Source organism: Enterococcus florum, assembly GCF_004309355.1.
Lineage (GTDB): Bacteria > Bacillota > Bacilli > Lactobacillales > Enterococcaceae > Enterococcus_A > Enterococcus_A florum.
Map to the genome: position 1 here is coordinate 13,810 of NZ_BJCC01000014.1, position 14,229 is coordinate 28,038.

The following is a 14,229-nucleotide window of genomic DNA, read 5'->3' on the forward strand; positions in this document are numbered from 1 at the left end:
TACACTTTTTAACTATAAAGAGAGTTAATAACTAAAACTCTTTATTTCGCTTCTCCGCTTCACTTTTTTTTTCTAAAGCGATCTTCTGAGTTAATTCTTTATTTTTTTTTTCTATCTTTGAAAAGCTTTTGCTCATTGAAAAATCCTTGATGAACAGGACGAAAATCATCACGAGAAAAAGAAAATTCGTTGGCGATTGAATTCCAACAATACTGGAAAAAAAGATAACAATTTTCGGAAAGATGCTCAAAATTACCAGTCCAAATGAAAACAGTACCCAAAAAAGAGAATGTTCAATATCTATTCGCCCCTTCTTGACTTCAAATCCAATATAAATGGTTGTAAATAAAGCTCCTAAAAACAGTAGCAATCTCAACTCAATCGTCATTTCCCAACCGCCATTCTGTTCATTTTTGTTAAGTCCAATTTTTTTCTAAAAAACTGAAGAATCAAAATAGAAATAGTCATTCGCAACATATACCGAATACTCCTAGATACAGTGAGATAACTGTCACCGGCTAACCTCTCACGCATGTTAACCTGCACCTCTTTGATTTGAGCATTTGATTTGATATAGAAACTCATTGTATCGGGCTCTGGTGTCATATTAGGAACTGATAAGTAAGCATCAATTGCTGACTTATTGTATAATCTTAACCCACTTGTAGGATCAGTTAAATTTACTCCCGTAGTTAATCGAATAGCTAGAGCAATTAAATCACTGCCCATCATTCTCAGAGACCTGTTTTTTTTTGTTTTTAGAAAACGACTGCCGATAACTATGTCTGCACCTTTCTGAGCTTCCAAAATCATGGATGGTATTGAACTTGCCATGTGCTGTCCATCAGCATCAAATTGTATTACACAATCATACCCTTTTTGTTTTGCATATTTAACACCCGCTTCAAAAGCACCAGAGAGCCCCAAATTAACTGGTAAGTCAAGAATATTAGCATTCATCGATACCGCAACCTCAACAGTATTGTCTGAACTCCCGTCATTTACGATAATAAAATCTAATTCAGGTTGAAATTCTCTTAGCTCTAATATGACTGAAGATAAACTCTCTTCCTCATTATAAGCTGGAATAATTAGGAGTGGGTTCAATTCATTCAACAGGAACCTCTCCCTTCTCCTCTAACGTTTTTAAATAGTCGCGTAATCCATCAACTACTGAAAAATTAGGGCTAAAGCCTAACTCTTCCAGTTTTTTGATTGAAGCAAAGGAGTCTTTAATGTCCCCTTTCCTGTTCGGCTTATTTTTAACAGGTAATTGAACAGAAAAATATTCATCCAAATTTGACTTAATCTCTTTTAATGAAATTTTATTTCCAGTTCCAACGTTGTAGACATTTCCTAATGCCTCGTTTTTCTCAGCAACTAAATTCAAAGCTTGCACTACATCGTCAATATACACGAAGTCTCTTGTTTGACTGCCATCTCCGAAATAGGTAAAACAACTCTCCTTGTTTCTTTTATATTCCTCGTATTTATTCATTAATATCGAGATGACCCCAGAATACGGAGAGCTTGGGTTTTGATTCGGTCCATAAACATTAAAAAAACGAACCGCAGCAGTAGGCACTTGGTAGAGATTCCAATAGTTTGCAACATATCTCTCAGATGCATACTTATCGATAGCGTACGGAGTTAACGGTATTATGGGAGATTCCTCTCTTTTAGGCAGTTCTTCCCCATCCCCATAAACTGCTGCTGAAGAGGCAAAAATGAATCTTTTTAAATCCTTTTGGTACCGTCGTGTAAGTTCCAATAAAAGTAATGTGCTATCAAAATTTATTGCATGAGTCTCTACTGGTCTTTCTACTGAATCAGCAACACTCGCAATCGCTGCTAAATGATAGATGTAGGAAAATTGGTTTTGCTTAAAAACCCGAGTCATTAATGTTTGATCCAATACATTTCCTTCTATAAATGTCAATCCTTTGGACGTTGACAAATTCTCTTTTTTTCCCATAGACAAGTCATCAATAACAATTACTTCGTTTTTCTTCAGTAAATGATTTGCGAGATTGGAGCCGATAAAACCAGCTCCTCCTGTTATTAGTATTTTTGACATCTACTTTTCCTCTCAGTTCGTTTCTTGGCTTTTTATATATTGTTTAATAAGAAGTCGAGCTATTGGTTTGGGCCAAAAACGTTCAAACATAGCTAAATCTTCTGTTGTTCTTTTATTAGATGCGATAGCATTTGATGTTTCGGAATCTTCATGTATTCGATGATACATGAGCTCCTTATCGATAAAGGTGAATTCGCCTGTCATCTTAGAAATTCTTTCCCAAGCATCCCAATCTAAATTGGATCGCATGTTTTCGATAAAGCGAAAGTCTTTGAGTTTTTTCATATTGTAAGTCACAGCAGGACAGCAAATCGGATTTCCTAAAGAAAGAATAAGCCTTCTGATAAAAATAGACTTCTTGAATATTTTTATTGGATAAAGCATTCTTCTCTTAATTTTTAAATTCGCATTTTTTACACGAACATCTTTATCTTGCAACTCTCTATAATCAGTGAATGCGATTAAAGTATTTGACTGGTTCATTTGTGTAAGTGTCGCATCTACGTATTCTGGCAAATATATGTCATCTTGATGCGCCAAAGTAACAAAAGGAGTTTTAGCCAATGCTAATCCATTATTCCAATCAACCCCTATACCAGGGTGTAGGTGTGTATAAAGCTCTATATTGTATTTTTTTGCTACATCAGAAATGTATTTATTAGGTGTTCCTGTAGAGATAATAACCTTTGAAGGAGCCGTTTGAGATTGTATAGATTTTATACATTCCTCTAAGTAATGAGACTCTTTATATGCACATATGACAAATGTGTGACTATATTCTTTTGACACACTTCCCCCTCCAATTTCTATAACTTTTTCAATTATAACTCAACTCAAGGCTAAAATCTAAAAAAATTGATAACAGATTTTACTTTCTGCATTATCCTTGTATTTCAAATAATTCAAAATGGGAAAAGCAGCAATTTACTAATTCTTCGGCTCATGCTCTACTTTTATTCAAGTCAATTCATCCTGTAAGAGAATAATTTATAGCATATACTGTATGAATTGAAAATCTGAAATTTTTTGAATATCAGAATAATGTAATCGAATTATTTTTTTATGGCTAACCACTGACATACAAAAAGGGTGAGAAATGAATCCCACCCTAAAAACAAGCATGTTGATTTCTTAATTGATGCAACAGCTTCATCCTGTAGGGATAACAAAAGACTTATTTCATCAGAACATACGTATCCTCATTCACAGAATAAATATCATAAGAAACGGTTGAAACTTTTAATTCACCAGACAAAAAGTCCTGGTTTTGAATTGGTTCAACCGAGATTGTTAGGTTGCTGTAAGTATTAAACATCCATCTATTTACAAAATATAGATCGTCATTTCTAGGAACTAAGTTGTGTAATATCGGGAAGTTTGCTTTACTATTGGTCAAAATAGGAGATTCTTCGAAAAAGCGATTCATATATACGGATGAACCTTTAGTCGGCAATACTCTTTTTAGATCTGAAGCTAATTGAACACTTTGATTTTGAAACGCTTCTTTTTGATAATTTAACGTTGCAGCGTAAGTAAAGGAAAACGACAGGATGTAATAAAATAATATCCCGGAAAACAGCAGATTGACGTGATACAACGGTTCACCCTTATTTTCACCAACCAGCAGAATCAAGGAAATAGCTATAAAAACCGCAAATCCATACGCATATCGCGGGTTCCAAGCAGCTAATCCTTCGGTAAAAATCAGCAACACTCCGTAACTAAGGATAGATCCAAAAATCAAATATGCACTACTCATGAATAAGGACAAAAGAGCATTTTTTTTAGTGCGGATCATTGATGATATTACAAATAAAGCAATTGTAAAAGCACACAATACTATCCAAATCTTCGCACTTTGATTGATGATTGTGCTGAAATAGATTTCAACATTTTTTATAATCGTTGCAGGTATTTCCTCAAATGAAGCAATAGAGGTTGTTCCACCACGTTCAGCCAATTCAGGATTCAATTTAGTTTCCATCAAAAAGAAAATCAGGCCGACACCATAAGCAATGCCTGAAACAACAATCCCTTGAATAATAGAACTCAACTTTTTGTCAGGCCAATCTCTGAAAGTTAGAGCTAAAACCATTACAATAAAAATTCCAGAAGATGGTTGATAGGTGTTGCACATGGCTAATACACATAGAACAGATGCGATGAAAAAAGACTTTCTGCTTCCCCACCATAGAAAAGGCAGAAAAGAAAAGAACAGGCTTAACGAGAGATAAGGGCTGTCAAAACGAAAACTGATGCATTGTAAAAACCAAGGATTAATCCCTATCATCGTTGAACAAATTAAAGCACCCCAGCTAAATGTCTTCCGATTAAGAATATATACCGCCAAAATACTAGTAGCAGCTAAGATGATAGCTGTCAAGATATGTGTAGAAAGTCCCATATCGGTGAGATGCCGGCTACCTTGAACTCCCCAAGAGGCAACTTCACTTACCCATCGAGAATAACTGCGAGCAAAATCGGTTCCTCCGCTTAATTGACGTGCAGCATCGTCAAGATAAGGATAGTTGACTATCCCTATCGCAAGTGTCACAGACAAATAGATGATCAGTACTAATCCAAATTTATAGGAATTTATCAAAAAAATAGATTGAAGTTTTTTTAATTTTTTTTCCATAGTTACCCTCTATCATGTTTTTTCTTGGACGATACTAGTGCAATATCACTAATTACCAAAATTCCTTTTTTCTCAGTATCATTTCTAGCAAATAGATGCTAGTGTACATCGTTAATATAAAAAAGATTGACACTTTAATCCGTTTTAGCGACGTAATCGATGATGTACTTTGGAGACAAATTTTCTAGCTCTGATCTCAAATCTCGCTAAACGCCCCTTTTGTTCATTTGAACTAACTAAATCAGCCAAATGACGCATCGATCTTTTAGTGGGCTCTATTTCTTTTTCAAGCGCAAGAAGAATATCTCGATAAACAACTGGAACTTGATAGATTTCACGGACAGAATCAATCATTTTTACAGCGTTCGACTTCTCGTTAGAAAAATTAGTGATTGATTCACGAATGAGCCTTGCTAACTGTATTTCATTGCCTAATTGATAAATTTTTCCTAAGTGAAACATGTTGTAGGCAGACATATAACCAGGATTATCCGAAATAATAACAGGAACTCCATTTAGAAGAGCTTCTACATAAACCAATCCAAAAGTTTCCATCGAAGAAGTATATACACATATATCTTGGTCAGTGACTTCTTTCCAGGGATCTTCTTTATTCCCTTTAAAATGAACATTCTTTATTTGATGTGTTTTGATATACTCGGTACATTTTTTTTTGTACTCATCGTCCCAAGCGCCGATAAAGACTAATTCTACATCGGTTTGACCGAGCTGTTGATAGGCCTTGATTAATTCTAATTGATTTTTGCGTTGTGTCAGACGGCCAATAGAGACAATTCTAGTCTTTTTTCCAATCTTCTGATTTACTGATCGTATTTCAGTAAAAGATGCAAATCCCATTATTTCTCGCTTGGGAAATAATTTCTGTAATTCAATTTGCAAATTCCCAGTAACAGCAAAAATCTGATCTGAAAAGTCATCGATAAAATCGATTTTTTCGCGATAATAACCAAACTCACCAGTAGGAAATTCATGGATTAACCAAAAATGAGGGATGGACTCCGATGAAGCCGCTACTGCACCTTGAAACATATTTACCGTATTTGTGACAACATAATCTATTTTTTCTCGCTGAATCAATTGACGGATTTTTAGAATATTCTCTCTATAATAGGCATTGCGATCCTCTTTTGTCCCGGGTAATCCGCCAGGCGCATCCTCCCACCACCATTTAAGAATAGGAATAAAATCAACTTTTATACCTGCTTCCATATACTTGTTGTAATATTCGGTTTGAATGCCGGCGTTGGCTTGAGGTGCTACATTGTAAACTTCATATTCTTGTTGAACTAGATGTTTCATTAAATAGAATATTGAGATCTCAGCCCCATTATCAAATGTTCCTGTTGGAGAAATAAACAGAATTTTTTTCGGCATTTCTTTCACTCCTAGGTAAATAGATTGTTACCAGTAATAAGGGATAACTAAAAGCATCATAACTAAAAAGTTAAATAGACAAAGTGCGGTAAAAATGATTTTTACAAAAGACCTATCGTATCGAAGAACTAGTTTGTTTTTAAAACTTAAAAATAAGGGAACAAAATAAATCAAAAAAGGTGTGAAGTAACGTCCTTGAGCACCTACAGAAATATTGGCATTAGTACCCAATACAACTGGCGTCCAAGCAAAATACATCCCTGCAATAATTGCTGCGATTTGGAACGGCACCATAACACCTGAAATGACCCCAAAAAATTTGTTTATCTCAATTTCAGTTTCAAGTGTAAACAGTAACGTTAGGAAAGCAACATCCGCAAAAATGAGCCATAAAGGGAGTTGGATTGCAAAATTTCCAAAATACCCGAACATACCAATGGTTAAAATTGTGTTTAAATGCTCATTTAGGTTATTAGAAAACAATGTATTGATCATCACACGGGTGAAATGCTTTACGTCAATTAGTTGATTGATCACCAAAACGGTGGCTAAACCTAAAAAGAGCACTATCGTGAGTAATAAATACCTATACTTCAAAACAAAGGCTTTTGTCTTTTCAATAAAGGGATTCACCCCTTCAAGAATTCCAGAAAATCTTAATCCTAATGTCAGCAGAAGTAGAAACAACAATAAATTATTGATTTTTGTAGCATACAACGCAAAAAACATCACGATAAATTGAACAATAGTTCTTTTAGTTATTTGTTTAGACACGGAAAGATTGGATATCCAAGCAAAAAAAGCAGTTATTGCTAAATAATTAGCAACATCATAAGAAAGGGAGGCTGCCTGCTGAATCATAATAGGCAAAAGAGAGATAAAAGAAAGAGGCAGCTTTCCATATTTAGAATGTTTTATAATCAGATACATGCCCATAATATAAAACAGCCCATTAAACACCCGCCCAAGTGTGATCATCAATCCGATTGACGGATAAATCATACTTCCGAGAATCATCCCTATGAATTGAGGAATATGGACAATATTTTTCAATCCAAATTTTAGACGTACCGCTTCATGGCTCATGTCGATTTTTTCAGTAAATAACTGCTTGTATTCATGTTTATTTATAGGCGCATTTTGGCTGATACTATTCATCCAGTCAAAGCTGCTATCTGTTTGCTCATAAAGAATGCCCCAAGCCATTCTTGCATGATTTGATTCATCCGGGACTCTATTTATCGGCATCACCGCAATTGAAATGCCGATAAATAGAGTAGCTAAAGCAATAAAAAGATTTTCAATCTTAATTTTTTCCATTGATGTATCCTACCAATTCATCATTTTTTTGATCTGTAGTACAATTCTTCAGCACAAATTGATATGCGTTTTCTGCAATATACTGACGTTTAGATTTAGAATCAATCAGTTTTTTCAATTTTTCCAGCCATTCGCCATCTTTCGCCAAGACACCCGTTTGCTGTTCTAAAATCATTTCAGAAAAAGCACCTATATTGCTTGCAATAGTTGGTACTTTGACAAGAGTAGCTTCTAACCATTTAATTTCAGATTTTGCTTCGTTGAAAATGGATTTTGTCAACGGTGCTATATTGATATCTACTTCGCTAATTAGAGCGGGTAATTCGTGCCACTCTACATAGTCATGCGTCACGATTTGACTTTTAAACGTCATCAAGTCTTTGGGCAGCAATAAATGACCTACCAAATGTAACTCGATTTGAGGATATTCAGCCATTAACTTGATCAGATCCGGTTTTACTAATTCAAAGTTTTCATTGTGTGTAATTGAACCTGAAAAATAGCCGATTTTGATTTTTTCAGACTTTTGAGTGTAATCTTTCATATGCTTTCTGCTAATACTAATTAATTCTTGGCTGACGATATTCCGGTTTAATAACACAAGATCTTGATAGTTTCCCAACTCTTCTTTAAGTTTAGTAGTAGAGGTTATCACCCCATCACAAAGCTTCAACATGCGCCCATAGCCCATCACATTTGCATCGTAATTTGCTTTTTCGCTTTTTGAAAGCTTTTGTGTGTACTCCAAAAGATCAGTATACTTGGTATCAATAACAAGATCATCGATGTCATACAACACCGTTTTCTTGAATTGTTTTGCCAAGCGACAAAGCTCTGCCAGTTGATCAGAATACCCACAACGATAGATGATCACTAAATGGGCAAATTCTGCATCGCTTAGTCGAAACGCTGACGAATTGATCACACGTACGTTGTATCCAAATGATCGTAATTGTTCCGCTTTATTCAGTGCACGATACCTTGTACATTGAGGAATCTGGTTTTCCACTCCATCAATAATCAAAATGTCTTGTCGCAACGATTTGGCTTTCATTTCTTCCAGAATTTTTTCAATAATACTCATTGGATATAAGGAGTTTGCTTTAATATATTCAACTAAAGCAGGAATTTCACTGTTTCTTTGTAATCCCTGCCACAAAAAACGGTCATCATCGTAATTACTAAATGCAGAGTACTTGACTAGTGGAACGCCCGCTTGCAACATTTTTAAAGGATGAATATACATGGCACTGTCTTGATTGTTTTCTACCACAGCATCATGAGCAAACCCGAGGTCGGAAAAATATTTAGTAAAAACGGTCTCGTGTCTTCCTACCGCCTTCATGCGAGAGTTTGTATCTGTCAAATTTAACCAATAGTCATAAAAACCAGAATAACTCAGCAAGTTTTTTCGAACAACTAAAAAGTAAGTTTGTAAATGAATCGGAATATACTGGTAGGGATTATAGGTGGTAATATCTGGTTGTTCCTCCCCGTATGAGATCCCCCAAAAATCCACCTGCTTCTTTGACATCTTTTCAAAAATCTTCTTAAGATCCGACATCGGTCCGACATTTGTATCATTTACTAATAGAAGCTCATCATACTGTTTTAAATTCTCTTTTCCTATAGTAAGGATTCCATGACGAAAAGCTGCAGTATCGTATCCTTCATTTTCTCTGAAAATAACTTTACCATACTTTTCTAGTGTGGACGTATCATGGACAGACAACTCTCCATTCACGATGATCAAGATTTCATCACTGATCATCGCTAAAGACTCTAAAAACAGCAATTTATACTCCTGTAAATGATTCTGATTTTCGTAAATCACATAAATTAGAAGTCGTTTTGGATTTTGATTATTCTTGCGTTGCATATTTCGCAAAATTCTCAATCCATATGTTTTAGGGTTGGGCATCTTTTTTATTTGTCTAGAGCCATATTGATAAATTCTTTTTATCGCTTTTTTTACTAAGCGGGGATTCTTAAGTATTTTTAACAAGTACTTAAACGGTTTTACAATAGAGTTGCCTAACCGGTAGGAAGTTGAGTTGACCAATAATTCTTTATCTTGAATCAAATCACGGATTATTTCACTTTGCTGATGATTTTGAGCCTTAAATTCATCTTTTTCTGCTAGTAGTTCACAGAACTGCTTTTCGGTATCCTTTACATAACTAGTCACCTCATTTAAATGGTTAGTAAGATCAGATAACCGATTTTCTAAACTCATTAGATGAGAGTCGACCGCATGAAACACTGCATCCTTGATCTTTAGAACATGTTTTTTCAAAATGTATAGATAGACCTCATAAAAATATTCTCTTGAAGTGTGATTATCCTTTCGAGAGACTGAATTTGATAAAACACGATAATTCAACTTGAGACCTCTCGCATAATATGGTTTTGCTTGTTGATCAATAATCAAAGTCAAAATAAAATCATAATCTTCAAGAAATTTACGATTCAATGTTATATCATATCGCACGTCATTAATCACGGAAGTACGCAACAAAGCACAGTTATCAATATAGTTATGTTCAATCAGAGACTGAAAATCATAGTCTCGAGAGTGCAGAAAAAACTCTTGTTTGTCTGGATCATATAGATCAGTATAAATAATATCTGCATGTTCCTCTTCAGCGACCTTATGTAGCTTCTCGATATGAGAGTCATCTAAAAAGTTGTCTGCATCAACAAACAGCAGGTATTTTCCTTGAGCATTTTCGATTCCAAGATTTCTAGATACACAGACTCCCTGATTATCTTGTGAAATATAAGTTGTATTCTTAAAGGGAGACTCCTGTATTGTCCGCTTTATTCGCTCATTAGACAAGTCAGTGGATCCATCATTGATTACGATAAGTTGAATTTCAGAATAAGTCTGTTTAAAAATGCTATACAGGCACTCCTCGATATACAATTCATGATTATAGCACGTCACTATTACCGTAATTAGATCCATCACGTATTCTTCCTCCGAGATTCTTAATTTCTTATTTAGAGATAACTTCCCAAGCCCCAGTTCGTGTTAAAACTCCAGTGCTGGAATCCCGTTCACTAAAAGACATGTCCGCTTTAGGTGAAAGGATAATTACTGGAGAATTATCTGCATCTGCTATAGCTAAAGGTTCCTCCGAATCACCACGAACCGAAACCACCAGCTTCAGTTTGCATTGGTTAATTCCTTTTAATTGACAACGATATCTAAAGATCTTTTTCCCTTCGCCCTTCGTCATTTGATCGAAGGAATTATCATTATAAAGCCAAACATTTCGGTCAATATCTGTTAATGAGAAGGCAATATAGGAATGCATATCCTTCATTACCCGATAAGAAACCTCAAATTCGACGGTAGGGTCAGGCAGATTTAACAGAGTGTTTGATAGCAACCGAATCTTTAAATCCGTGATAGGCATTTCTTTTTCAACATCTGCCGCTTCACTTGTTGGCAGACCGTAAACATTGTCCAATGAGTATTGATTAGCCACTTCATCAGGAGTTCCAATAACTTTGATCTCGCCTTTATCGATCATCATTGCTCGATTGCAATACTTTCTGACAGCCTCCATTGAATGGGTGACTAGAATAATTGTTTTTTTGTCTTTCCGTGCTTGCATAAAATAGTCATTACATTTTCTTTGGAAAGCTTCGTCTCCTACTGCGAGGACTTCATCTAAAACCAAAATATCGCTTTTTGCTTGAATAGCAACAGAAAAAGCCAATCGAACCTGCATACCGCTAGAATAATTTTTAAGTTTTTGATTCATGAATTCTGATAATTCCGCAAACTCAACGATGTCGTCATACATACTGTCAATCTCTTTTTCGGAAAATCCTAACATCGCTCCATTTAAATAGACATTTTCACGCCCCGTCAGCTCAGGATTGAACCCAACTCCAAGTTCAATAAAAGAAACCAATTTCCCATCAATTTCAACGGTTCCGTTTTCGGGAACATAGATCTGAGAAATAATTTTTAAAAGTGTTGATTTTCCGCTGCCATTTCGCCCAACAATGCCAAAGAAATCCCCTTTATTAACTTCAAAGGAAATCCCCTTCAATACCTTCTGTTCACGATACCCCTTGATCCCTTTAAAGTAGTTAACAATCGTTCGCTTCAAGCTGCTAGTGCTCTCGATAGGCAATCGAAATGATTTTTTAACCTGTTCAACTTTTACTGCAATCTCTTTATTCATCATCTAAATAATCTCCGCAAATTTCTTAGAACTTTTATCAAATAATCTAAATCCAACAAATAAGACGATAAAAGGAATGACATATGGAATGACAACGACCCATTTTTGCTCGATCAATTGCCAAGTCGTAATATTTACCGGACTCGTAAGTAAATAGCGCATATCTTGAATGATTTGTGCCATTGGATTCAATAGTAAAAGCTTTGCGATCCATTCACTTCTATCCAACACCAACGTCACAGGATAAATCAACGGGGTCATGTACATACCGATTTGCAAAAGCACTTCCCAAATTGGGCCAATATCCCTGAATCGAACATAAATAGTTGCTAAGACAAAAGCCACACCTAAAGAAAAAGCATAAAGTTCAACCAATAGAAAAGGAACGACCCATGCAAAAGAGGATATCTCCACACCATTGATCAATCCGAAAATCGATACAATCACAAAACTAATCAACAAATTGATTAGTGCGTTGATAGAAATAGCAACGACAATAATATGAGTTGGGAAACTCAACTTTCTTAGTAAGTCTCCGCGAGATACAATGGACATCATACCTAAATTAGTAGTTTCAGTAAAAAAATTCCAGAGAACCATCCCTAATAATAAAGCGACTGCAAAATGAGGAACGTCTTGACCAAAACGCAAGAAATAGATAAAGACTACATACATTACAGCAAACAACATCAAAGGTTTCAGCACCGACCATATATATCCAATTACGCTACCTTGATAGCGAAGTTTAAAATCTGTTTTTACTAATTCTCGTAAAAGAATTCGATTTTTTCTCTCGAACATGCGACTAGCTCCTTAGTTATTAATTTCTAGAATAAATTTCAATTCATTTAAGGTTACTACCTTCCCAATCTTAAAAATTATACTCGAAAACTGATGACCATACAACCAAATGTCTGGTTTTGACAGAAACTACTTAATAGTTCCCTATACTTAGTTAAGTTTTTCAAAAATTTTTCCTCATGCAAAAAAGCTCGAACAATTAAAGTTCGAGCTGCCTACTTAAATGTCCCTGCTTTAAAAATTAATAAGTCATTTCTACGAAAATCTCTTCCTCCGTTGTATAGATGTTGTAAAGACTTGATTGTTTCTGAATTTCAAGTTCCTGTGTATTAATTTGATTAAAGTCTACAGGTTGTATTTCAATATCCAAATTAGAAAAACTTTTAAACCATAAAGTGTTTGTCCAAGTCAATGCAGAATTGTTAGGTACCAAATTGTCAATCAACGGATATTTTTTCATGTTATTTAATCGTAAGGGCGCATTTCTAAACAATTTGTTCATTTGTACTATTTTTCGATCAGGAGTTACAAAAGAATTTAAGTCGGTTGCTAATAATGTACTTTGATGTTCAAACGATGTCTTCTGAGCATCAAGAGACGTCGCAGTGACAAAGGGAAAAGAAAAAAAATAGAAAAAGAGAATCAATGCAATCTTGTTAGAATAGAAAGTCATCATTCGTGTTCGGCTCAAGTTCAACAACAATAAAGCAGTAATGACACAGAAAACAGAGAGACCGTATCCATACCTAGGTGTCACCGTTAATAATGGTGAATCAAAAACAATAAATACTCCCGCGCTAAGTGGGATTCCCGTAAGAAAATACATCATAAGTGCAAATACCTTAGTTAGCAGGTTATTATTTGGTAGAGTCAATACTACGACTATAAAAGAAAGAAAAAGCATTCCGATTAAAAGCATCCAACTAGTTGGACTCTTAGAAAGATACATATCCAAGTAAGAATCCAGATTCGTATTGATACTGCTGTAAATTTTTGCTGCAGACGCTAAAAATAAATTATCATCTGAAACAAAGGCGCCAGGCAAGAGCTTTAACTGTAGATAAAATAAGATCAAGCCTAAAATATAAGAACCTGCAGAAGCCAATGTCTTAATAAAAACAACTAAAATTTTCGCATTTAATACTAAGCTTTTAAATACGAATGCTATTACTATCATGATGTAAATCCCTGAAGAACTTTGATAAAAATTGCACATGAGGAAAATCGCTATAACCGAAATTGGAATGAACATCTTTATTCTCTCATAAAACAAAAATGGTAGGACTGAAAAAAGAATACTTAACGACATGTATGGATTATCAAATCGAAATAGTAAACACTCCATGAACCAAGGATTTAGCCCAAGAAAAGAAGAGACCAGAATACTTGACCAGGTCAATTTTCTATTATTAAGACAATAAACGAGGATCAAACTTGACACTGTCAAAATCAAACTTGACAATCCATACATAAAAATCCCTAAATCCACCTGATGCCTACCACCTTGAATGATCCAAGAAGCAACTTCACTTCCCCATCGAGAGTAAGTAGTACCAAAACCAGTATAGCCGTTAATTTGTCGATCAACATCATCTACATATGGGAATCCAATCAATCCAATGGTAAAAAGCGGTACAAAATAGACACTAAAAAGAAGAAACACTTTTTTTTGTTCCTTTTTAATGAAGTAAGCTACTTTCGTTCTTATTTCTTTTATGCTTTTCAATTTTACGCCATTCCAAAATTGATTGACGGCTTGATTTTTTTCATTTTCTCTCCTCTTCATAAATCCTCCT

At 35.0% G+C, this 14,229-nt stretch carries 11 protein-coding genes; all 11 read right to left on the reverse strand.

Features of this window, described 5'->3' with window-relative positions; translation table 11 throughout:
- Window positions 1-31: 31 nt before the first annotated feature.
- A complete protein-coding gene (locus NRIC_RS19850; protein ID WP_146622362.1) occupies window positions 32-388 on the reverse strand; it encodes a DUF2304 domain-containing protein in 357 nt (118 codons plus the stop codon).
- Window positions 385-1,116, reverse strand: coding sequence for a glycosyltransferase family 2 protein (locus NRIC_RS08955; protein WP_227873777.1), 732 nt, complete (start codon window positions 1,114-1,116; stop codon window positions 385-387). Before NRIC_RS08955 ends, NRIC_RS19850 begins: the two co-directional genes overlap by 4 nt.
- The gene (locus NRIC_RS08960; RefSeq protein ID WP_146622363.1) at window positions 1,109-2,077 is read right to left on the reverse strand and encodes an NAD-dependent epimerase/dehydratase family protein; all 969 of its coding nucleotides are present in this window, start codon (window positions 2,075-2,077) and stop codon (window positions 1,109-1,111) included. The genes NRIC_RS08955 and NRIC_RS08960 overlap by 8 nt, the downstream gene beginning before the upstream one ends.
- A 12-nt stretch (window positions 2,078-2,089) precedes the next feature.
- Window positions 2,090-2,866 (reverse strand): glycosyltransferase family 2 protein, encoded by a 777-nt coding sequence (locus NRIC_RS08965; RefSeq protein ID WP_146622364.1) that lies wholly within the window; start codon window positions 2,864-2,866, stop codon window positions 2,090-2,092.
- A gap of 385 nt (window positions 2,867-3,251) precedes the next feature.
- Window positions 3,252-4,715, reverse strand: a complete 1,464-nt coding sequence (locus NRIC_RS08970) for a glucosyltransferase domain-containing protein (RefSeq protein WP_146622365.1) — start codon at window positions 4,713-4,715, stop codon at window positions 3,252-3,254.
- A gap of 144 nt (window positions 4,716-4,859) precedes the next feature.
- Window positions 4,860-6,110: a glycosyltransferase family 4 protein gene (locus NRIC_RS08975; protein WP_146622366.1), complete on the reverse strand. Its 1,251-nt coding sequence runs from the start codon at window positions 6,108-6,110 to the stop codon at window positions 4,860-4,862.
- A 27-nt stretch (window positions 6,111-6,137) separates the two neighbouring features.
- Window positions 6,138-7,430 carry a DUF2142 domain-containing protein gene (locus tag NRIC_RS08980; protein WP_146622367.1) on the reverse strand — a complete coding sequence of 431 codons (1,293 nt, stop codon included), beginning with the start codon at window positions 7,428-7,430 and terminating at the stop codon, window positions 6,138-6,140.
- Window positions 7,417-10,401 carry a rhamnan synthesis F family protein gene (locus NRIC_RS08985; RefSeq protein WP_146622368.1) on the reverse strand — a complete coding sequence of 995 codons (2,985 nt, stop codon included), beginning with the start codon at window positions 10,399-10,401 and terminating at the stop codon, window positions 7,417-7,419. Before NRIC_RS08985 ends, NRIC_RS08980 begins: the two co-directional genes overlap by 14 nt.
- A gap of 28 nt (window positions 10,402-10,429) precedes the next feature.
- Complete coding sequence (locus NRIC_RS08990; protein ID WP_146622496.1) at window positions 10,430-11,632, reverse strand: ABC transporter ATP-binding protein; 1,203 nt, start codon at window positions 11,630-11,632, stop codon at window positions 10,430-10,432.
- Between the two features lie 3 nt (window positions 11,633-11,635).
- On the reverse strand, window positions 11,636-12,433 hold the full coding sequence (locus NRIC_RS08995) for an ABC transporter permease (RefSeq protein WP_146622369.1): 798 nt from the start codon (window positions 12,431-12,433) through the stop codon (window positions 11,636-11,638).
- A 241-nt stretch (window positions 12,434-12,674) separates the two neighbouring features.
- Window positions 12,675-14,219 carry a glucosyltransferase domain-containing protein gene (locus tag NRIC_RS09000; RefSeq protein WP_175580047.1) on the reverse strand — a complete coding sequence of 515 codons (1,545 nt, stop codon included), beginning with the start codon at window positions 14,217-14,219 and terminating at the stop codon, window positions 12,675-12,677.
- Window positions 14,220-14,229: the final 10 nt, after the last annotated feature.

Coding starts and splice junctions, on each gene's coding strand:
- NRIC_RS09000 (WP_175580047.1), bottom strand. CDS start 14,219: ATGAAGAGGAGAGAAAATGAAAAAAATCAAGCCGTCAATCAATTTTGG.
- NRIC_RS19850 (WP_146622362.1), bottom strand. CDS start 388: ATGACGATTGAGTTGAGATTGCTACTGTTTTTAGGAGCTTTATTTACA.
- NRIC_RS08980 (WP_146622367.1), bottom strand. CDS start 7,430: ATGGAAAAAATTAAGATTGAAAATCTTTTTATTGCTTTAGCTACTCTA.
- NRIC_RS08990 (WP_146622496.1), bottom strand. CDS start 11,632: ATGAATAAAGAGATTGCAGTAAAAGTTGAACAGGTTAAAAAATCATTT.
- NRIC_RS08995 (WP_146622369.1), bottom strand. CDS start 12,433: ATGTTCGAGAGAAAAAATCGAATTCTTTTACGAGAATTAGTAAAAACA.
- NRIC_RS08970 (WP_146622365.1), bottom strand. CDS start 4,715: ATGGAAAAAAAATTAAAAAAACTTCAATCTATTTTTTTGATAAATTCC.
- NRIC_RS08975 (WP_146622366.1), bottom strand. CDS start 6,110: ATGCCGAAAAAAATTCTGTTTATTTCTCCAACAGGAACATTTGATAAT.
- NRIC_RS08960 (WP_146622363.1), bottom strand. CDS start 2,077: ATGTCAAAAATACTAATAACAGGAGGAGCTGGTTTTATCGGCTCCAAT.